Source organism: Streptomyces sp. a15, assembly GCF_059026085.1.
The window spans coordinates 1-20,107 of the sequence record NZ_JBWLKM010000030.1; the positions used below are offsets into that span (position 1 = coordinate 1).

17 protein-coding genes are annotated in these 20,107 nt (G+C 70.2%); 11 read left to right on the forward strand and 6 right to left on the reverse strand.

From position 1 onward, the window contains the following. Window positions 1–67: 67 nt before the first annotated feature. The gene (locus AC5P09_RS27230; RefSeq protein WP_493876403.1) at window positions 68–487 is read right to left on the reverse strand and encodes a VOC family protein; all 420 of its coding nucleotides are present in this window, start codon (window positions 485–487) and stop codon (window positions 68–70) included. Between the two features lie 77 nt (window positions 488–564). After that, window positions 565–2,232 carry an MFS transporter gene (locus tag AC5P09_RS27235; protein ID WP_493876404.1) on the reverse strand — a complete coding sequence of 556 codons (1,668 nt, stop codon included), beginning with the start codon at window positions 2,230–2,232 and terminating at the stop codon, window positions 565–567. A 125-nt stretch (window positions 2,233–2,357) separates the two neighbouring features. Here AC5P09_RS27235 and AC5P09_RS27240 point away from each other — a divergent pair, with 125 nt between their 5' ends. Further along, window positions 2,358–2,993: a TetR/AcrR family transcriptional regulator gene (locus AC5P09_RS27240; protein ID WP_493876405.1), complete on the forward strand. Its 636-nt coding sequence runs from the start codon at window positions 2,358–2,360 to the stop codon at window positions 2,991–2,993. A gap of 163 nt (window positions 2,994–3,156) precedes the next feature. On the opposite strand, the gene AC5P09_RS27245 is transcribed toward AC5P09_RS27240, so the two are convergent. Next, window positions 3,157–4,557 carry a cation:dicarboxylate symporter family transporter gene (locus tag AC5P09_RS27245; RefSeq protein WP_493876406.1) on the reverse strand — a complete coding sequence of 467 codons (1,401 nt, stop codon included), beginning with the start codon at window positions 4,555–4,557 and terminating at the stop codon, window positions 3,157–3,159. 154 nt (window positions 4,558–4,711) lie between these two features. Here AC5P09_RS27245 and AC5P09_RS27250 point away from each other — a divergent pair, with 154 nt between their 5' ends. Together AC5P09_RS27250 and AC5P09_RS27255 are read left to right on the forward strand one after the other, a co-directional pair. After that, complete coding sequence (locus tag AC5P09_RS27250; protein WP_493876407.1) at window positions 4,712–6,373, forward strand: sensor histidine kinase; 1,662 nt, start codon at window positions 4,712–4,714, stop codon at window positions 6,371–6,373. Then, the gene (locus tag AC5P09_RS27255) at window positions 6,370–7,086 is read left to right on the forward strand and encodes a response regulator (RefSeq protein WP_493876408.1); all 717 of its coding nucleotides are present in this window, start codon (window positions 6,370–6,372) and stop codon (window positions 7,084–7,086) included. Before AC5P09_RS27250 ends, AC5P09_RS27255 begins: the two co-directional genes overlap by 4 nt. A 241-nt stretch (window positions 7,087–7,327) precedes the next feature. Here the strand turns inward: AC5P09_RS27255 and AC5P09_RS27260 are convergent, their stop codons facing one another. Continuing rightward, window positions 7,328–7,867 (reverse strand): hypothetical protein, encoded by a 540-nt coding sequence (locus tag AC5P09_RS27260; RefSeq protein ID WP_493876409.1) that lies wholly within the window; start codon window positions 7,865–7,867, stop codon window positions 7,328–7,330. Between the two features lie 26 nt (window positions 7,868–7,893). Between AC5P09_RS27260 and AC5P09_RS27265 the strand changes: the two genes are divergently transcribed. The 5 genes from AC5P09_RS27265 (at window position 7,894) to AC5P09_RS27285 (ending at window position 14,086) form a co-directional block, all read left to right on the forward strand. Beyond that, the gene (locus AC5P09_RS27265; RefSeq protein ID WP_493876410.1) at window positions 7,894–8,757 is read left to right on the forward strand and encodes a 5'-methylthioadenosine/S-adenosylhomocysteine nucleosidase; all 864 of its coding nucleotides are present in this window, start codon (window positions 7,894–7,896) and stop codon (window positions 8,755–8,757) included. A gap of 124 nt (window positions 8,758–8,881) precedes the next feature. Further along, entirely contained in the window at window positions 8,882–10,831 is a 1,950-nt protein-coding gene (locus AC5P09_RS27270) for a tetratricopeptide repeat protein (protein WP_493876411.1), read from the forward strand. 68 nt (window positions 10,832–10,899) lie between these two features. Continuing rightward, window positions 10,900–12,282 carry an extracellular solute-binding protein gene (locus tag AC5P09_RS27275; RefSeq protein WP_493876412.1) on the forward strand — a complete coding sequence of 461 codons (1,383 nt, stop codon included), beginning with the start codon at window positions 10,900–10,902 and terminating at the stop codon, window positions 12,280–12,282. Next, window positions 12,279–13,229, forward strand: a complete 951-nt coding sequence (locus AC5P09_RS27280) for a carbohydrate ABC transporter permease (RefSeq protein ID WP_493876413.1) — start codon at window positions 12,279–12,281, stop codon at window positions 13,227–13,229. Before AC5P09_RS27275 ends, AC5P09_RS27280 begins: the two co-directional genes overlap by 4 nt. Before the next feature lie 5 nt (window positions 13,230–13,234). Further along, the gene (locus AC5P09_RS27285; protein ID WP_493876414.1) at window positions 13,235–14,086 is read left to right on the forward strand and encodes a carbohydrate ABC transporter permease; all 852 of its coding nucleotides are present in this window, start codon (window positions 13,235–13,237) and stop codon (window positions 14,084–14,086) included. A 12-nt stretch (window positions 14,087–14,098) separates the two neighbouring features. Here AC5P09_RS27285 and AC5P09_RS27290 read toward each other — a convergent pair whose 3' ends face one another. Next, entirely contained in the window at window positions 14,099–14,554 is a 456-nt protein-coding gene (locus tag AC5P09_RS27290) for a PPOX class F420-dependent oxidoreductase (protein WP_493876415.1), read from the reverse strand. A gap of 178 nt (window positions 14,555–14,732) precedes the next feature. Between AC5P09_RS27290 and AC5P09_RS27295 the strand changes: the two genes are divergently transcribed. Then, the gene (locus tag AC5P09_RS27295; RefSeq protein ID WP_493876416.1) at window positions 14,733–15,440 is read left to right on the forward strand and encodes an XRE family transcriptional regulator; all 708 of its coding nucleotides are present in this window, start codon (window positions 14,733–14,735) and stop codon (window positions 15,438–15,440) included. Between the two features lie 68 nt (window positions 15,441–15,508). Here the strand turns inward: AC5P09_RS27295 and AC5P09_RS27300 are convergent, their stop codons facing one another. Next, entirely contained in the window at window positions 15,509–16,534 is a 1,026-nt protein-coding gene (locus tag AC5P09_RS27300; protein ID WP_493876417.1) for an ATP-dependent 6-phosphofructokinase, read from the reverse strand. A 230-nt stretch (window positions 16,535–16,764) separates the two neighbouring features. Between AC5P09_RS27300 and pta the strand changes: the two genes are divergently transcribed. Beyond that, window positions 16,765–18,867 carry a phosphate acetyltransferase gene (gene pta / locus AC5P09_RS27305; RefSeq protein ID WP_493876418.1) on the forward strand — a complete coding sequence of 701 codons (2,103 nt, stop codon included), beginning with the start codon at window positions 16,765–16,767 and terminating at the stop codon, window positions 18,865–18,867. Next, window positions 18,864–20,099 (forward strand): acetate kinase, encoded by a 1,236-nt coding sequence (locus AC5P09_RS27310; protein ID WP_493876419.1) that lies wholly within the window; start codon window positions 18,864–18,866, stop codon window positions 20,097–20,099. The genes pta and AC5P09_RS27310 overlap by 4 nt, the downstream gene beginning before the upstream one ends. Window positions 20,100–20,107 lie beyond the last annotated feature (8 nt).

Genomic DNA, 20,107 nt, shown 5'->3' on the forward strand with positions numbered 1-20,107 from the left:
TTCGGCCGGTGCGGCGAGAGTGCGTGCCGGGCGCCGTGGGTGCTGTGCGGGACTTTCGAAACACCCCCTAGCGCATCGGGCCGGTCAAACCCGGCGACGACCCCCGGCGACGACCCTCGACACAGAACCGGTTGCCTTCCGGGTCGGCCAGCACGACGTACGGCCGCCCGCCGGGAGGCGGACTCTCGGGATAGTGCCGCCAGTCGACGCGCCGTGCCCCCAGCGCCACCAGACGTGCCGCTTCCTCCTCGAGATCACGATCCCCGGCGTCCAGATCGAGGTGGACGCGAGGAAAGTCCTCTGCGGGACTCTCACTCACGTCCATGGCCATCGCGACTCCGGGTTCGCCCGGTCGGGGCTCGAGGACGATCCAGTCGTCGCCCTCGTACCTGGGCGGCCGCCGCACATAGTCCAGCGCCTGGCGCCAGAACTCTCCCGCCCTCCTGTCGTCGTGCACGCCCAGCGAGATCTGTTTGACCGTCGTCATGACCGGCACACTAACCAACCTGCCGCGCCGGTCGGTCCGGTGCGGCAGGCGGTGCGGGCAGTTGGCGGTCGGGTGGGTCAGCGGCTGCCGACCAGCTCCGCCTCCTCCCGCTGCTCGACCCGCTCCTCGCCGTTCCCCCGCGGCAGCAGCACCGCGACCACGAGCGTGCCGAGGCCCAGGACCACCGCTCCGATGAGGCTGGCGTGGGCGACCGCGTCGGAGAAGGACGAGCCGACGGCGTCGGCCATCTGATGGGCGCCCTGGGCGAGTTGGTCGGCCTGGGCCTTCAACTGGGCCGCCTGCTGGGGGTCAGTGGCCCGGGCGGCCTGCGCGGCGGCCTTCTCGGCCTGTTCGGCGATGCCCTGGGAGACCGCGTATCCGGCACCGACCGAGTCCTGGGCCGTGGCCAGGGAGGAGGCGGGGAGCTCGCTGCCGGCCGTCGCATCCATGAGGTGGTCGTGGTACGACGTGGCCAGCAGCGAGCCGAGGATGGCGATGCCGAGCGAGCCGCCGAGCTCCAGCGAGGTGTCGTTCACCGCGCCGCCGACGCCCAGTTCCGACTCCGGGAACGCGCCCATGATCGCGTCCGTGCAGGGCGAGAGGGCGAGCCCGATCGCGAGGCCGAGGATGATCAGAGGCGCGACGAAATCGCCGTACGACGAACTCGCGTCGACCTGCGTGAGCAGGGCGAGGGCCGCGGTGCCGCCGACCATGCCCGCGGTGACCGTGAGCTTCATGCCGACGCGCGGGGTGAGGTAGCCGGTGAGGGCCGAGCCGACGAAGACCGCGCCGGCGAGGGGCAGCATGCGCAGGCCGGTCTCCAGGGCGGTGTAGCCGAGGACGAACTGCAGTTGCTGGGTCAGGTAGTAGAAGGCGCCGAAGACGGCCAGGAAGAACAGGGCCACGGCGAGGTTGGAGCCCGCGAAGCGGCGCTCGGTGAAGCGGCGCACGTCGATGACCGGGCGCGGGTGGCGCAGCTCCCACACCACGAACAGCACGAGCCCGACGCCCGCGACCACCGCGGCGGTGACCGCCTTGACGCCCCAGCCGAAGTGCGGCCCCTCGATGATCATGTAGACGAGCGCGGCGATCCAGACGACCGACAGCAGACCGCCGACGTAGTCGATCCGCCCCTTGCCGTGGGCCTTCGACGGCGGCACGAGGAGGAGAGCGCCGACGATCGCGGCGGCGGCGACGGGCACGTTGATCAGGAACGTGGACTTCCAGCTGTGCTGCTCCAGCAGCGCTCCCGCGAGCAGCGGTCCCGCCGCGATCGCGAGACCGGCGGTGGCGGTCCACAGGGTGATCGCCTTGGCGCGTTCGGCGCGCGGGAAGGTGGCGGCGAGGAGGGAGAGGGTGGCGGGCATGATCATGGCCGCGCCGAAGCCCATGACCGCGCGGGCCGCTATGACCCCGTCGGCGCTGCCGACGAGCGATCCCGCGACCGCCCCTCCGCCGAAGACGAGCAGCCCGAGGACAAGCGCGCCGCGGCGGCTGTACTTGTCGCCGATCGCGCCGAGCAGCAGCATCAGCGCCGCGTACGGGACGGTGTAGCCGTCGATGACCCACTGCAGGTCGGCGCTGGACAGGCCCAGGTCCTGGGTCATGTCGGGCGCCGCGACCGTGAGGGCCGTGTTGGCCATCACGATGATCAGCAGGCTGAGGCAGAGGACCAGCAGCGCCCACCAGCGCCGGGCATAGGGGCGGTCCATCCTCTCGACCGGTTCGTTCATGACGAGTCGCATGGCTTGGGGGACCTTCCTCACTGACGTACGCGATGCGCATTGCACAACACTGTGCAATTGCTCAACCATGTGCAAGGTACGCTTGGTGCACAGCGTTGTGCAAATCGAGGAACGAGGCGTGGAGAATGTCAGGCATGAACACCGGCCCCACCCGCCCCACCAGCCCCACCAGCCGCGCCGACGCGAACCGCCGTCGCATCCTCGACGTCGCCCTCGCGGAGCTGCTGCGCGACCCCGACGCCTCCATGGACCAGATCGCGCGCGCCGCGGGTGTCGTACGACGGACCGTGTACGGCCATTTCCCCAGCCGTGAGGCGCTGGTCGGCACACTCGTCGACCAGGCCGTGGAGTCGGTGGCGGCCGCGCACGCGGCGGGCCGGGAGGGCGTCGAGGACCCGGCGGAGGCCGTGGCGCGCTCGGTGCTGGCGGTCTGGGAGGTCGCCGACCGTTATCGCATCCTGGTCGCCCTGGCCCAGCGCAGCGTCACCATGCAGGGCATCCGCGACCGCCTCACGCCGGTGCGCCAGGTCGGCGTGGAACTGCTGCGGCGGGGCCTGGAGGAGGGCGTCTTCAGCTCACCGCTGCCGGCGCCGGCGCTGGCGTACGTGCACGAGCAGACCGTCATCGCGCTGATGGAGGCGGTGAACGACGGCCTGCTGGCAGCGGAAGAGGCGGGCCGCTCGGCCGCGGTCACCGTACTGACCGCGGCGGGCGTGCCCGCCTCCAGAGCCACCGAACTGGTGGCGAAGCTGAACGATTAGGAACAATCGGGTAGGAACAGTCGGGCAGGAACGATCGGGGAGAAAAGCCGACCGGGCGGCTGAGCCACGGGGGAGTGCTCAGCCGCCCGGAGGCGTTGGGGCGAGCCCGGGTTCAGGACCGGGCCCGACCCGGCATGGGGATCGGGTCTCGCGGGGCCGGCCGTCAGGCCTTGGTGAGTTCCTTCTCGCCGCCCTGCTCGGGGACCTCCGCGTGGGCGTCCTCGGAGGCGCCACCGCTCTCGCCGTCGTCGTCGAGGAGGGTCTTCTCGTCGAAGGGGATCTGTCCGGCGAGCACCTGGTCGACGCGGCCGCGGTCGATCTCCTTCGTCCAGGTGCCGATCAGCACCGTGGCGACGGCGTTGCCCGCGAAGTTCGTCAGGGCGCGCGCCTCGCTCATGAAGCGGTCGATACCGACGATCAGGCCGATGCCGTCCACCAGGGCGGGCTTGTGCGACTGGAGACCGCCGGCCAGGGTCGCGAGACCGGCACCGGTGACACCGGCGGCGCCCTTCGAGGCGACCAGCAGGAAGAGCAGCAGCGGGATCTGCTCGCCGACCGACATCGGCGTACCCATGGCGTCGGCGATGTACAGGGAGGCCATGGTCATGTAGATCATGGTGCCGTCGAGGTTGAAGGAGTAGCCGGTCGGGACGGTGATGCCGACGACCGGCTTGCTGACACCGAGGTGCTCCATCTTCGCGATGAGCCGCGGCAGCGCCGACTCGGACGAGGAGGTCGACAGGATCAGCAGGAACTCACGGCCCAGGTACTTGAAGAACGTGAGGATGTTCAGGCCTGCGACGATCCGCAGCAGCGCGGCGAGCACGATGAAGACGAAGAGGAAGCAGGTGGCGTAGAAGCCGAGCATCAGGACGGCGAGGCTCTTGAGCGCGTCGACGCCCGCGGAGCCGGTGACTGCGGCGATCGCGCCGAAGGCACCGATCGGGGCGGCCCACATCACCATCGCGAGGATGCGGAAGACGAGGCGCTGGATGTGCTCGACACCGCGCAGGATCGGCTGTCCGGCGGCACCCATGGCCTGCAGCGCGAAGCCGGCGAGCAGCGCGATGAGCAGGGTCTGCAGCACCTCGCCGCCGGTGAAGGCGGAGACCATCGTGGTCGGGATGATCCCGAGGAGGAACTCGGTGGTGTCCTTGGCCTCCGGCGCCACCTGCGCCTGGCCGACCTCCTTGACCGCGTCGGTCACCGCGAGACCCGTGCCGGGCTCCAGGATGTTGCCGACGATCAGGCCGATGCCCAGCGCGACCAGCGACATGATCGTGAAGTAGACCAGCGCGATACCGCCGACCGCACCGACCTTGGCGGCCTTGCGGACCGAGCCGATGCCCAGCACGATCGTGCAGAAGATGATCGGCGAGATCATCATCTTGATCAGGTTCACGAAGCCGGTGCCGATGGGCTTCAGCTCGACCGCGAAGTCGGGGGCGACCAGACCGACGGTGATACCGAGGGCGACCGCGATGATCACCGCGATATAGAGGTAGTGGGTGCGGTCCCGCTTGGCTTTCGGTGCGGCAGGTGCCGTATTGGCTGCGCTGGTCACAGCGGCCCTCCTTGACGTCGTCGTCGGCATCACCGGCGTGCGGCTCACGTCCGGGGGATGTTCAGGGGAATGCCGTGACTATCTCCCGCCGTGTGAGGGCGGTCACCCTTCCGTTCATTTAGTTCATGCTTAACCTGCGAGGCACACTGACGACATGCGCATACGCGTCCCACGCCCCCGCAGCCTGGCCGGCCAGCTCTTCGCCATGCAGGCCGTGCTCATCGCGGTGGTCGTCGCCGGTTACTCGCTGTTCACCTACTTCAGCGACCAGAGCCAGGCCGAGGACGCGGCGCGACGGCAGGCCATGGCCGTGGCCCGCTCGGTCGCGGACGCCCCGTCCGTGCGGGAGGCGATCCGCACTCCCGATCCGACGGCCGAGCTCCAGCCGTACGCGCTGCGGGTGATGCGCGACGCCGACGTCGACTTCGTGACGATCATGAACCCGAAGGGCATCCGCTGGACCCACCCCAGCGCGTCGGAGATCGGCAAGCCCTTCCGCGGCAACATCGCCCCCGCCGTGGCGGGCGGCTCCTTCACCGAGACCTACACCGGCACCCTCGGCCCCTCGGTCCGCGCGGTCACCCCGGTCTGGTCGAGCGGCGAGGTCGTCGGTCTGGTCAGCGCCGGCATCAAGGTCGACGAGATCAGCAAGCGGGTGCAGGGCCAGCTCACGGCCCTGCTCGGCGTCGCGGCCGGCGCCCTCGCGCTCGGCGCGGTCGGCACGTACGTCGTCAACGCCCGGCTGCGCCGCCACACCCACGGCATGAACGCGGCCGAGCTCAGCGCCATGCACGACTACCACCAGGCCGCACTGCACGCCGTACGCGAGGGTCTCCTGATGCTCGACGGGCAGTACCGTGTGGCGCTGATCAACGACGGCGGACGGGAGCTGCTGGGCGTGTCGGGCGATGTGGTGGGCCGGTCCGTCGCCGATCTCGGCCTGCCCGCGCCGGTGACGGGCGCGCTGCTGGCGTCCGAGCCGCGGGTGGACGAGGTGCACCTGACGGCGGACCGGGTGCTGGTGCTGAACACGTCCCCGGTGTCGGGCGGTGAACACCGGGGCACGGTCGTGACCCTGCGGGACGTGACCGAACTCCAGTCCCTGATGGGCGAGTTGGACTCCGAGCGTGGCTTCACCCAGGCCCTGCGCTCCCAGGCCCACGAGGCGGCGAACCGGCTGCACACCGTCGTCTCGCTGATCGAGCTGGGGCGGGCGGAGCAGGCGGTGGACTTCGCGACCGCCGAACTGGAACTGGCGCAGGCGCTGACCGACCAGGTGGTGGCGGCGGTGAGCGAGCCGGTGCTGGCCGCGCTGCTGCTGGGCAAGACGGCCCAGGCGAACGAGCGGGGCGTGGAGCTGGTGGTGTCGGAGGAGAGCCGGCTGGACGACGGACTGCTGCCACCGTCGCTGCCCTCCCGGGACCTGGTCACGATCCTCGGCAACCTCATCGACAACGCGGTGGACGCGGCGCAGGGAAGCGTGCGCGGGCGGGTGACCGTGACGGCCTACACCGCGGACGGCGAGCTCGTGCTGCGCGTGTCCGACACGGGCGCGGGGGTCGACCCGGCCCTCGCGGACACGGTCTTCCAGCGGGGCTTCTCCACGAAGCCTGCGGGGCCGGGCGGGCGGGGGCTGGGGCTGGCGCTCGTACGGCAGGCGGTGAGCCGGCATGAGGGCGCGCTGACGGTGGCGGAGGCCGACGGAGGCGGGGCGGAGTTCGAGGTGCGGTTGCCGTTGGGGGACGGGAGCCGCCCTGAGCGGGTGTCCGAGGGTGCCGTTCCTACCGGCGGCACCGCTTCTGGAGGCGACGTATGACGACGACCGAGCAGCAGCCCATCCGTGTCCTGGTCGTCGAGGACGATCCCGTCGCCGCCGACGCACACGTCATGTACGTCAACCGGGTCCCCGGCTTCACGGCCGTCGGCAAGGCGCACACCGGTGCGGAGGCGCGGCGCGCCCTGGAGCGTACGGCGGTGGATCTCCTGCTGCTGGACCTGCACCTTCCGGACGTGCACGGACTGCAGCTGGCGCGTTCACTGCGGGCGGCCGGGCTGCACGCGGATGTCATAGCGGTGACGTCGGCGCGGGACCTGACGGTCGTGCGGGAAGGGGTCTCGCTGGGGGTCGTCCAGTACGTACTGAAGCCGTTCACCTTCGCCACCCTGCGGGACCGCCTGGTGAGATACGCCGAGTTCCACGCGGCGGCGGGCGAGGCGAGCGGACAGGACGAGGTGGACCGGGCGCTGGCGACGCTGCGGGCACCGGGCCCGGCGGCACTGCCGAAAGGGTTGAGCGGGCCGACGTTGGAGCGGGTGACGGTGGCGCTGCGGGACTGCGTGGAGGGCCTCACGGCGACGGGGGTGGCGGAGGCGGTGGGGATTTCGCGGATCACGGCTCGGCGGTATCTGGAGCATCTGGTGGAGGGGGGGCGGGCGGCTCGGAGTCCGCAGTACGGGGCTGTGGGGCGGCCGGAGTTGCAGTATCGGTGGGTCAAGGGGGAGCGGGGGGAGGGAGAGCGGGGGCGTTAGGGAGAGGTGTCGTCGGCGGCGGCCAGGTGCGGGCTTTCCGTGGCCCGCACGACGGCACCGGCGCCTGCGGATCGACGGTAAACAGATCAGCCGGCGCCTCGCCCCGCTCCCGTACGGCTTCCCGCCGTGCCGGGTCCGTCGCTGCCTCGGCGATTTCCCGGGCGGATACCCCGACGTCCAGCCCCACCGCCTGCGCCGGCGTCTCCAACGCCCGGCAACGGTACGGTGCGAAAGCCGTAGTTCACGAGGCCCTCGCGTACCAGACGACCTGCGAAGCGAGCCCCACCACGGCAAGCGCCTCCACCACCGACAGCGCGACGAGCGACCCGCCACCATCGCCGTCCACCCAGAACACCACCAGCGCGGCCAGCGGCACGGCACAGAACGCCGTCAGGTCCACCACGGTCTGGAGGACCTTCCGGGACCTGCGGCGCGCGTCCCCGCGGTGCGCGGTCTCCCAGCCGAACGCCTCGAAGCCGCCGCCCGGTTGCGCCAGCGAGGCAAGCCGAGGCCCGAGATTCTCACGTACATACGCACCGATCGCCGAGATCTTCTCGTCGTTCACCAGGTAGGTCCACCCGAGCACCACGCACACCGGCGGCAGCGCCAGCAGCATCGACGCCTGCTCGGCCTGCGCGGTCGCGGCGATGACGGCGGCGACGACGGCCAAGGTCACGTAGAGCAGGTTGTCCCGGAACCCGATCCGCGCCTTCTGCTCGTCCTTCACGCTCTGGTACTCGGCGAGCAGCAACTGCCCGACGGTGACGTCCTGTTCCGGCACTCGGTCCCCTTCCCCCGGCGTACCTTGTGAGTGTGCCGGAGACCCAGCCCACCGCTCTCGTCCTGACCGCGCTCCCCCTCGAATACGCCGCCGTCCGCGCGCACGTCGAGAACCGGGAGGAACTCGTCCACCGCGACGGGACCCGAGTCGAACAGGGCCAACTGCCCGGCACGTCCTGGCATGTTGCGCTCGCCGAGCTGGGCATGGGCGCCGAGCGGGCCGCCGCCCTCACCACACAGCTCATCAACTGGCTGCGTCCCCAAGCCGTGTTCTTCGTCGGTGTGGCCGGCAGTCTGAAGGGCGACGTCGGGATCGGGGACGTCGTCGTGGGCACGCAGGTGTACGAGATCCACGGCGGCAAGCAGACCCCCGAGGGCTTCCTGGTCCGGCCGAAGGCGTTGCCGGGCTCGCACGCGCTGGAACAGGCGGCCCGTTCCGCGGTACGGGACATGCCCGAGGTACGGGCGCACTTCTTGCCGATCGCGACGGGTGACGTGGTCCTGGCGGACGCCGAATCGGAGATCGCCCGGTTCATCCGGAGTAACTACAACGACGCCGGCGCGATCGAGATGGAGGGCTCCGGGGCAGCCCACGCGGCCCATCTGAACGGCGGGGTGGACGCCCTGGTGATCAGGGGCATCAGCGACCGCGCCGACGCAGGCAAGCACAAGGCTGACGCCTCGGGCTCGCAGAAGCTCGCCGCCGAGCAGGCGGCCTTGGTGACGGTGGCGGTGCTGCACAAGCACCGGCCTCGCGAGGGTTCCGCCGACTCCGAGGAGCGTCCCCATCGACGCGGGGAGGACGGAGCCACGTACGCCGGCGACCACCTCGACTTCCGGGGCGGCATCTTCTACGGCCCCGTCACCGGCAAGAGCGACGGGCGACGGTAGGGGCACCACGCACGGGCCGGTCCCCCGCGCGACCTCCACGCTGCCGCCCCGGCCCCTGGGCTTCACCGGCCGCTCGGCGGAGTTGATCCGGCTGCTCCCCCACCTGGCACCCGATGAGGACGACATGGCCGCCCTCCCGCTCCTCGTCTTCGCCGTCACCGGCATGGGCGGCATCGGCAAGACCGCGCTGGCGGTGGAGGCGGCGCACCGGGCCCGCACGAAGGGTTGGTTCCCGGGCGGGACGCTCTTCGTCGACCTGCGGGGATACGACGACGACCCGGTCACGGCTGATCAGGCGGTCTTGGCTCTGCTCGACGCGCTCGGCGTACGTGGGCAGGATCTGCCGCCGACGACGGAACGCCAGTGCGACGCGTATCGCGGGCTGCTTGCCGAACGACGCGACCGGATGCTGTTGATCCTGGACAACGCGTCGGACCCGTCCCAGTACCTGCCGCTGCTGCCCGGCACGGACCATCACCGGGTGCTCATCACCTCGCGGGACCGTCCCGACGCCCTGCCCGTACGCCTCGTCAACCTCGAAACGCTCGACCCTGTCGACTCCGTCGCCCTGGTGACGCGCGGCCTGCACGACACCGACGATCGCGACGAACGCCCGGGGCGTGAACCCGACGCGCTGCGCGAACTGACCAGCCTCTGCGGCCACTTGCCCCTGGCCCTGCAGATCGCCACCGGGATGCTGCGCCGACGCCGCCACCGTGGCATCGCCTCGCTGGTGGCCGAGATCAAGAAGGCCGACGACCCGACCGTCGTCCTCGACAACCACAGCCCCGGCACGGACCTGTACGGCCGCTCGCTCGTCCTCGGCCCAGTGCTGGAGACCTCCTACCGGCGGCTCCCGCCCGACCTCGGCCAGCTGCTGCGTCTGCTCGCCGTCGCGCCCGGCGCGGAAACCAGCACGGAGGCCGTGGCCGCCCTGGCCGGCCTCGACGAGCCGGCTGCGCTGTCCTTACTGGAGGACCTGGCCGCCACCTACCTGGTTTCACCGGTACTGGGCACCGACAGCCCCACAGCCGTCACGCGCTGGCGGGTGCACGACCTGGTCCGTGCGTTCGGGCAGCGGGTGGTGGCGGCGGATCCGGACCTGTGCGAGGAAGCGGACGCGGCGCGGGAGCGGGTGCTGGCCTTCTGCCACCGGTGGGCGGAGGCGGCCGACGAGCGGTTTCTCTGGCTGCCGGGGCGACCGGAGCCGGAGCGGTTCGCGGACCGGCCGCAGGCTATGGCGTGGCTGAGCAGCGAACGCGCCACGCTGGTCGCGGCGGTGCAGTGGGCGCACGAAGAACGGTTCGCGGCCATGGCGGTGCGGCTGGCCCAGCGCCTCGTGAGGTTCCTGGAGTGGTGGCGGCACCTCGACGACGGGATCGCCGTCGTCCGTACGGCTCTTGAGGTCACGCAGCGCTCCGGAGATCGCGCGGGTGAAGCCAGGGCGTGGAACTGCCTGGGCATGATCCTGCGGTCGACCGACCAGAGGGAGGAGGCGATCGAATGCTGTGCCCGCGCCCGCGGGCTGTACCAGGAGATCGGAGATCGCAAGGGCGAGGCCGATGCCCGGGACGAACTCGCCAATGCCCTGTCCGTGGCCGGCCGGGCGGAGGAGGCGATCGAGACCTACACCCGCGCCCGCGCCTACTACCGGTCGACCGGGAACAGCCAGGCCGAGGGCTGGACATGGAATCACCTCGGCATGACGCTGCAGGACGCAGGCAGGATCTCAGAGGCGATCGACGCCCACGTCCGCGCCCGCGACCTGTTCCAGGCCGTGGGAGATCGCCACCGCGAGGCCTTGGCCTGGAGCTGTCTCGGCACCGCCCTGAACCGGGAGGGTCGCAGCGAGGAAGCCATCGAGGCCTACACGCACGCCCTGACCATCCACCGCGGATTCGAGGACTGGCGCAGGGTGGGCGGCGTACTCCACAATCTGGCGCTCACCCACGAAGTCAACCACCGCCCTGCCGAGGCCCGCGCCCTCTGGCTCCAGGCAGCCGAAGCCTTCACCCGGGCCAACGCCCCGGAAGAAGCCTCCCGCGCCCAATCCACCGCACATGCATTGACCTGACTAGACCACTCCTCTTAGGTTCACCGGGCAGCCATCCCGGCCACAACGAAGTGAGCCCGCAGGAGGTCATGCCCGTGCGCCCCACCGCCGTACTCCCCTCACTCCTCGCCGCAACCCTCGCCGCCACCGCCCTCACCGCCTGCGGAGGCGGCTCCGGCAGCGACCCCGACACCGTGAAGGTCTCCTTCAAGCAGTCCACGGACAACTCGATCCGCGTCATGGACGACTACCTCGCCGGCATCAAGAAGCAGTTCGAGAAGGCCAATCCCGGCAAGAAGGTCGAGTTCGTCCCCATCAAGGCCCCGGACTCGGAGTACTACACCAAGCTCCAGCAGATGCTCCGCTCCTCCAAGACCGCCCCGGACCTGGTCTACGAGGACACGTTCCTGATCAACAGCGACATCACGTCCGGCTACCTCAAGCCCCTCGACCCGTACCTCGCCAAGTGGCCGGACTGGAACCAGTTCATCGACACGGCGAAGACGGCGGCGAAGGGCGAGGACGGCAAGACGTACGGCGTACCGGACGGCACCGACACCCGGGGCCTCTGGTTCAGCAAGGACATCTTCCGGAAGGCCGGCCTGCCCGCCGACTGGCAGCCGAAGACCTGGGACGACGTCCTCACCGCCGCCCGCACGATCAAGGAGAAGGTCCCGGACGTCATCCCCCTGAACGTCTACACGGGCAAACCGGTCGGCGAGGCCGCCACCATGCAGACCTTCGAGATGCTTCTCTACGGAACCGGAACCCAAGACGCCGGAAGCCGAGATCCTCTCTACGACAAGACCTCGAAGAAATGGGTCGCCGGAAGCGACGGCTTCAAGGACTCCCTCGCCTTCGTCGAGACGGTCTACAAGGAGAAGCTCGGCCCGGACATCGAGGACGCCCTCGACCCCAACGTCATGACCAGGGTCCGCGGCGAGTGGCTCCCGCAGGGCAAGCTCGGCATCGCCCTCGACGGCTCCTGGCTCCCGCAGGACTGGCTGCCGGGCAGCGGACACGAGTGGCCCGAGTGGTCGGACGAGCTCGGCCTCGCCGCGATGCCCACGCAGCACGGCCAGGCGCCCGGCAAGGTCAGCATGTCGGGCGGCTGGACCTGGTCGATCCCGGCCAAGGCGGGCAACCCCGACCTGGCCTTCGAGTTCGTGAAGACCATGCAGACCAAGGCGAACGCCCAGAAGTGGTACATCGCCAACTCGGGGATCGCCGTACGGAAGGACGTCGCCGACGATCCCGCCTACGCCGAGGCGCAGCCCGGTACCAAGTTCTTCACGGACCTGGTCGCGAGCACGCACTACCGGCCCGCCTACCCGGCGTACCCGAGGGTCTCCACCGCGATCCAGGAGGCGATGGAGGGCGTGACGACGGGTGACATGTCGGTGGAGGAAGCCGCACGCGGTTACGACGACGAGCTCAGGAACGCCACGGACAACCAGGTGGTCGAGAGGTGACCACCGCCGCCCCGCACGCGACGGACGGCCCGGGGGCGGCGAAGTCCCCCTCGGGCCCGCCCGCTTCACGGCCTCCCGACTCGTCGAGGGTCCCCCGCGGTCTCACCCGCGCCCTCCCCGTCGCCCCCGCCGTGATCCTCCTGCTCCTCTTCCTCGCCGGCCCGATCGCCTACTGCGCCTACATCGCCTTCACCGACCTCCAGCTCACCGGGCAGGCCGAGTCGTCGTTCGTGGGGTTCGAGAACTTCCGTACGGCGTTCCAGGACGAGGAGTTCCTCAACGCCGTATGGCTGACGCTGGTGTTCACCGTCGTGTCGTCCCTGATCGGGCAGAACACCCTCGGGCTGGCGCTCGCCTCCCTCATGCAGCGCGCCTCGAAGCCGGTCCGCACCCTCACCGGCGGGATCGTGATCACGGCGTGGGTGCTGCCGGAGGTGGTCGCCGGGTTCCTGCTCTACGCCTTCTTCCGCCGTGAGGGCACCCTGAACGCCGTACTGGACTGGCTCCATCTCCCGTCCCAGAACTGGCTGTTCACGCTCCCGATCCTGGCGGTGTCGTTCGCGAACGTGTGGCGGGGCACCGCCTTCTCGATGCTCGTGTACTCCGCCGCGCTCAACGAGATCCCGAAGGAGATCACGGAGGCGGCCGAGGTCGACGGCGCCGGCGGCTGGCGGCGGATGTGGCACATCACGCTGCCGATGATCCGGCGTTCCATCGGTACGAACCTGATGCTGAACACCCTCCAGACCCTCTCCGTCTTCGGTCTGATCTGGGTGATGACGAGGGGCGGCCCCGGCGACAAGAGCCAGACGCTCCCCCTCTTCATGTACGAACAGGCCTTCCAGAACAGCCTGATCGGCTACGGCACCGCGGTGGCGCTCCTGCTGCTGCTGGTGGGCTCACTCTTCTCCGTCGTGTACATGCGCCTGCTGCGGACGGAGGTCTGACACGCATGGCCCTCACACTCTCCTCCCGCCGCCGAAGCCGCCGCCGAAGCCACCGCCTCGCCGCCGACGCAGGGCTCCTCGCCTTCGCCGCCGCCTTCGCGCTGCCGCTGGCCTGGGTGGTCCTGTCGTCCCTGGACCCGCAGGCGGACCTCAGGGTGAAGGCCCCCGACGGCCTCACCCTGGACAACTTCGACGCGATCCTGACGCCGGAGATCACTTTCACACCGCTGCTGAACAGCCTGATCCTGTGCGGGAGCGCGACGCTGCTGACGGTGGTGTGCGCGGCGCTGGCGGCGTACCCCCTGTCCCGCTTCAGGTCCCGACTGAACCGCCCCTTCCTCCTCACGATCCTCTTCGCGACGAGCCTGCCCATCACGGCGATCATGGTCCCGGTGTACGCGCTGTTCGTTCAGGTGGACCTGATCGACACCATGCAGGGCACGATCCTCTTCTTCGCCGCCTCCCAACTCCCCTTCGCCATCTGGCTGATGAAGAACTTCATGGACGGAGTGCCGAAGGAACTGGAGGAGGCGGCCTGGACGGACGGTGCCTCGTCACTCCAGTCCCTGATCCGGATCGTGCTCCCGCTCATGGGCCCGGGAGTCTCCGTGGTGACGGTCTTCTCCTTCGTCATGATGTGGGGGAACTTCTTCGTCCCGTTCATGCTGCTGCTGTCCCCGGACCAGATGCCGGCGAGCGTGAGCATCAACGAGTTCTTCGGCAACCGGGGCATGGTGGCGTACGGCCAGCTCGCCGCGTTCTCGATCGTCTACTCGACGCCGGTGATCCTGCTGTACGTGCTGATCGCCCGGCGGCTGGGGGGCGGGTTCGCGCTGGGCGGGGCGGTCAAGGGGTGAACCCGGCCCGCCTCACTCCGGCAGCACCCCGGGCCGGAACGGCTCCACCCCCACGACCCGGCGCACCCGCACCGGCTCGATCAGCAGCATCACCCGTCGCTCGCCGGGGAGCAGCCACGGGTAGCGGTCCTCGCCGATGTACTTCCGGGTGAGCCGGTCCATCGAGCGCTCCGCCTCCTCCCCCTCCACGAACCGGACGACCCGGCCCCGGATCTCGACGCGGTCGTAGGGGTTGTCGGGGTCGTGGTGGGAGAGGGAAACGTTCGGATTGCGCCGCAGGTTCTCCTCCTTCACACGGCCGATCGCCGTGTTGACCATGACGTACTCATCTTCGATGTCCGCCCACATGGGCGAGATCTGCGGAGTGCCGTCCTGGCCGACCGTCGCGAGGTGCCAGAAGTTCGGCGCCAGCAGACGCTCGCGAATATGCCCCTCTACCTTGCCATTCACCTCGTACACGAAAGCCACGCTCCTCCCGGGCGCCCGTCCGGGCGGCCCGCCGCCATCCTCGCCACCCCTCGCCGAGAGGCGACAGGCGATCTTCGGCCACCCCGAACAGACGGCCGGAACCGTACGTTCCTACAATCCGTGATCCTGGCCGAACAGACCGTAGTCAACGCAGTCCCGCGCCCCTACGTTGTGGCCCGTGCGCCGACCCCCAGCTCTCCCCAACCAGCCCGGTCCCCCGTTCAACGCCCCCGCCGCCCGCAGACTCCGTGCCGCCCTCAGCATGGGGCCCGAGCATGTCGCCTACGGCATGCGGGCCTCGTTCGGGCTGCCCTATGTAACCCCGGACCTCGTCATCGCCTGGGAGCGTGGGGCCGCCTCTCCCACCAGTCCCGAACTCACCGCTCTCGCGGGCGTGTTGTGGTGTTCCCCCGGCGAACTCATCGACCGGCCGCGGACCTTGCGCGAGCACCGCATCACGCGCGGCCTCGCGCCCGAGGACGTCGCGCGCGGCGTCGGGCTCGAACTCCTCGCCTATCTCCACATGGAGGAGCACGACGAATGGCGCGGCACCGACCGTCAGTCCGCCGCGCTCGCCGACCTGCTCGACCTGTCGCTCCCGGACTTCGTCACCGTCACGGGCCGCGAGGCACGACTCGCCGAGCACCTGCGCAGCGCCGTCACCACCCGCTGGCAGGGCTACGTCCGCCCGGTCGCCAAGCTCGTGCCCCTGGACCGGCGCCTGGTCGAGGACACCCTTCAGGAGCTGCACCGGGAGTACCAGGGGCAGATGGTCGCCACGCTCAGCTGGGGCGGCGACAGCGATCGCACGGTCGGGGCCGGCCAGGACTTCCTCGACCGGATCGTGGACCACTTCTGGTCCACGGTCCGCGACCGCACCGGATAGCCCGGATCACCCGGATCACCCGGATCACCCGGATCACCCGGATCACAGGACAGCGGACGGGGGCGGGCCTAGAAGACCGACTCCGCCTCGAGCATCCGGTCCTTCGGCACCGTCTTCAGCTCGGTCACGGCCTCCGCCAGCGGCACCATCACGATGTCGTTGCCCTTGAGCGCGGTCATCCGGCCGAAGTCGCCCCGGTGCGCGGCCTCCACCGCGTGCCAGCCGAAGCGGGTGGCGAGGACGCGGTCGAACGCGGTCGGCGTGCCGCCGCGCTGGACGTGCCCGAGGATGACCGGCTTGGCCTCCTTGCCAAGGCGGCGCTCCAGCTCGTAGGCCAGTGCGGTGCCGATGCCCTGGAAGCGCTCGTGGCCGAACTGGTCGATCGCGCCCTTGCCGTAGTCCATGGTGCCCTCGGCGGGGTGGGCGCCCTCGGCGACGCAGACCACGGCGAACTTCTTGCCGCGGGAGAAGCGCTCCTCGACCATCTTGACCAGGTCGGCCGGGTCGAAGGGGCGCTCGGGCAGGCAGATGCCGTGGGCGCCGGCCGCCATGCCGGACTCCAGGGCGATCCAGCCCGCGTGCCGGCCCATGACCTCGACGACCATGACGCGCTGGTGGGACTCGGCGGTGGTCTTGAGGCGGTCCATCGCCTCGGTGGCGACACCGACCGCGGTGTCGAAGCCGAAGGTGCGGTCGGTGGAGGAGATGTCGTTGTCGATGGTCTTCGGGACGCCGACCACCGGCAGACCCGCGTCGGACAGCATCCGCGCGGCCGTCAGCGTGCCCTCGCCGCCGATCGGGATCAGGGCGTCGATGCCGAAGTCGCGGGCTTCCTCGGCGAGGTGCTCGCAGGCCTCGCGCAGCCGGTCCCGTTCCAGGCGGGAGGAGCCGAGGATGGTGCCGCCGCGGGCCAGGATGCCGCTGACGCCGTTCAGGTCGAGGGTGCGGTAGCGGCCGTCCAGCAGGCCCGCGAATCCGTCTTCGAAGCCGAGGACCTCGTCGCCGTAGTTGTCGACCGCTCGGTGCACGACCGACCGGATCACGGCGTTCAGGCCGGGGCAGTCGCCGCCTGCGGTGAGCACTCCGATGCGCATCGTGCTGTGTCTCCTGCTCGCTGTTGATACCGGTGAGCCGAGTCCGATTCTTTCACGTCCGGCAGGTGGGCGCCGCATCCGATCCTGACGGGCGCCTTATCTATCGTGGGAGGTATTGTCAAGAGGGTTCTGCTCACCTCGGTGGGCGATTTTTATGACAGCACCATTCCCTTGTGACAGCACCGAAAGCCACCCAGGCAAGGCAACCACCCACGAAACGGAGAGCACGCGTGACCCGCAGCGTGTACGTGACCGGTATCGACCGCGGCGACGGCCGTCAGGTCGTCGAGCTGGGGGTCATGGAACTCCTGACCCGGCAGGTGGACCGGGTGGGTGTGTTCCGTCCCCTTGTCCACGACGACCCCGATCGCCTCTTCGAGCTGCTCCGGGCCCGCTACCGGCTGTCCCAGGACCCTGGCACCGTCTACGGCATGGACTACCACGAGGCGTCCGCCCTGCAGGCCGAGCGCGGCGCCGACGAGCTGGTGTCGACGCTGGTCGACCGCTTCCACCGGGTCGCGCGGGACTACGACGTCGTCCTGGTCCTCGGCACCGACTACGCCGACACGCAGTTCCCCGACGAGCTGTCCCTCAACGCCCGGCTGGCGAACGAGTTCGGCGCCTCCGTGATCCCGGTGGTCGGCGGCCGTAAGCAGACCGCCGAGTCCGTGCTCGCCGAGACCCGCAACGCCTACCGGGCGTACGAGGCCCTCGGCTGCGACGTCCTCGCCATGGTCACCAACCGGGTCGCCCGCGAGGACCGGGACAAGATCGCCGAGCACCTCGAGAACCGTCTCCCCGTCCCCTGCTACGTCCTGCCCGACGAGCCCGCCCTCTCCGCGCCGACCGTCGCCCAGGTCTCCCACGCGCTGGGCGCCAAGGTCGTCCTCGGGGACGACTCGGGGCTCGCCCGGGACGCGCTGGACTTCGTCTTCGGCGGGGCGATGCTGCCCAACTTCCTGGGCGCCCTGACCCCGGGCTGCCTGGTCGTCACCCCCGGCGACCGTGCCGACCTGGTGGTCGGCTCGCTGGCCGCGCACAGCGCCGGCACCCCGCCGATAGCGGGCGTCCTGCTCACCCTGAACGAGGTGCCGAGCGACGCCGTCCTGACCCTCGCCGCCCGCCTCGCCCCCGGCACCCCGGTGCTCTCGGTGCCCGGCAACAGCTTCCCCACCGCCGCCGAACTCTTCTCCCTGGAGGGGAAGCTGAACGCGGCGACCCCGCGCAAGGCGGAGACCGCGCTCGGCCTCTTCGAGCGGTACGCCGACACCGCCGAGCTCAACCGGCGCGTCTCCGCGCCGAGCAGCGACCGCCTCACGCCGATGATGTTCGAGCACAAGCTCCTGGAGCAGGCCCGCTCGGACAAGCGCCGCGTCGTGCTGCCCGAAGGCACCGAGGCGCGCGTCCTGCACGCCGTCGAGGTGCTGCTGCGCCGCGGGGTCTGCGACCTCACCCTGCTCGGTCCGGTCGACCAGATCCGCAAGAGGGCCGCCGACCTCGGCATCGACCTGGGCGACGCCCAGCTGATCGACCCGGCCACCAGCGAGCTGCGCGACTCCTTCGCCGAGAAGTACGCGGCCCTGCGGGCCCACAAGGGCGTCACGGTGGAGCTGGCGTACGACGTGGTCTCCGACATGAACTACTTCGGCACGCTGATGGTCCAGGAGGGCCTCGCCGACGGCATGGTGTCGGGCTCGGTGCACTCCACGGCCGCGACCATCCGCCCCGCCTTCGAGATCATCAAGACGAAGCCGGACGCCGACATCGTGTCGTCCGTGTTCTTCATGTGCCTGGCCGACAAGGTCCTCGTCTACGGCGACTGCGCGGTGAACCCCGACCCGAACGCCGAGCAGCTCGCCGACATCGCCATCCAGTCGGCCGCCACCGCCGGGCAGTTCGGTGTGGACCCGCGGATCGCGATGCTGTCGTACTCGACCGGCACGTCCGGCTCGGGCGCCGACGTGGACAAGGTGCGCGAGGCGACCGAGCTGGTGCGCGCGCGGCGGTCCGACCTGAAGATCGAGGGGCCGATCCAGTACGACGCCGCCGTCGAGCCGACGGTCGCCGAGACCAAGCTGCCGGGCTCCGAAGTCGCCGGGCAGGCCAGCGTGTTGATCTTCCCGGACCTCAACACCGGCAACAACACCTACAAGGCCGTGCAGCGGTCGGCCGGCGCGATCGCGGTCGGGCCGGTGCTGCAGGGTCTGCGCAAGCCGGTCAACGACCTGTCCCGGGGCGCTCTCGTCCAGGACATCGTCAACACCGTCGCCATCACCGCCATCCAGGCCCAGTCCCCCGCCCCGGCCCCGATCGAGAAGGCAAGCGCCCAGTGAGCTCCACCCGTGTCCTCGTCCTCAACTCCGGCTCCTCGTCGGTGAAGTACCAGCTGCTCGACATGCGGGACAGCAGCCGGCTGGCCGTGGGACTCGTCGAGCGCATCGGCGAGGAGAGCTCCCGGCTGAAGCACACGCCCGTCGAGAGCGGGCAGACCCGCGAGTGGACCGGCCCGATCGCCGACCACGAGGCCGCCCTGAAGGCCGTGGCGGAGGAGCTGTCGAGGGACGGGCTCGGTCTCGACTCCCCCGAACTGGCCGCGATCGGGCACCGGGTGGTGCACGGCGGCAAGCACTTCACCGAGCCGACCGTGATCGACGACGCCGTGCTCGCCGAGATCGAGCGGCTGATACCGGTGGCCCCGCTGCACAACCCGGCCAACCTGACCGGCATCCGCACGGCCCAGACGCTGCGGCCCGACCTCCCCCAGGTCGCCGTCTTCGACACCGCCTTCCACACCACGATGCCGGAGTCGGCCGCCCGCTACGCGATCGACGTGAAGACCGCCGACGAGCACCGGATCCGGCGCTACGGCTTCCACGGGACCTCGCACGCGTACGTCTCCCGGGCTACGGCCCAGCTGCTGGGGAAGTCGCCGGAAGAGGTGAACGTGATCGTGCTGCACCTCGGCAACGGGGCGTCCGCGTCCGCCGTACGAGGCGGGAAGTGCGTCGACACCTCCATGGGGCTGACGCCTTTGGAGGGACTCGTGATGGGTACGCGCTCCGGAGACATGGACCCGGCCGTCATCTTCCATTTGATGCGCGTTGGCAAAATGTCCACGGACGAGATCGACACTCTTCTCAACAAGAAGAGCGGATTGATCGGCCTGTGCGGGGACAACGACATGCGCGAGATCCGCCGCAGGGTCGACGCGGGTGACGAACAGGCACAGCTGGCCTTCGACATCTACATTCACCGCCTGAAGAAGTACATCGGCGCCTATTACGCGGTGCTCGGCCGGGTGGACGCGATCGCGTTCACGGCCGGGGTCGGCGAGAACGCGGCGCCGGTGCGGGAGGCCGCCGTGGCGGGCCTGGAGGAGCTGGGGCCGGTGGTGGACGGCGAGCTGAACGCGATACGCAGTGACGAGCCGCGGCTGGTCTCGCCCGCCCACGCGCGCGTGGCGGTCGCCGTGGTGCCGACGGACGAAGAACTGGAAATCGCCACTCAGACTTATGCACTGGTCGCACCGGATGCCCCGGATGCACTGGTCGAAAAGAGCAACTGAGCGACCGC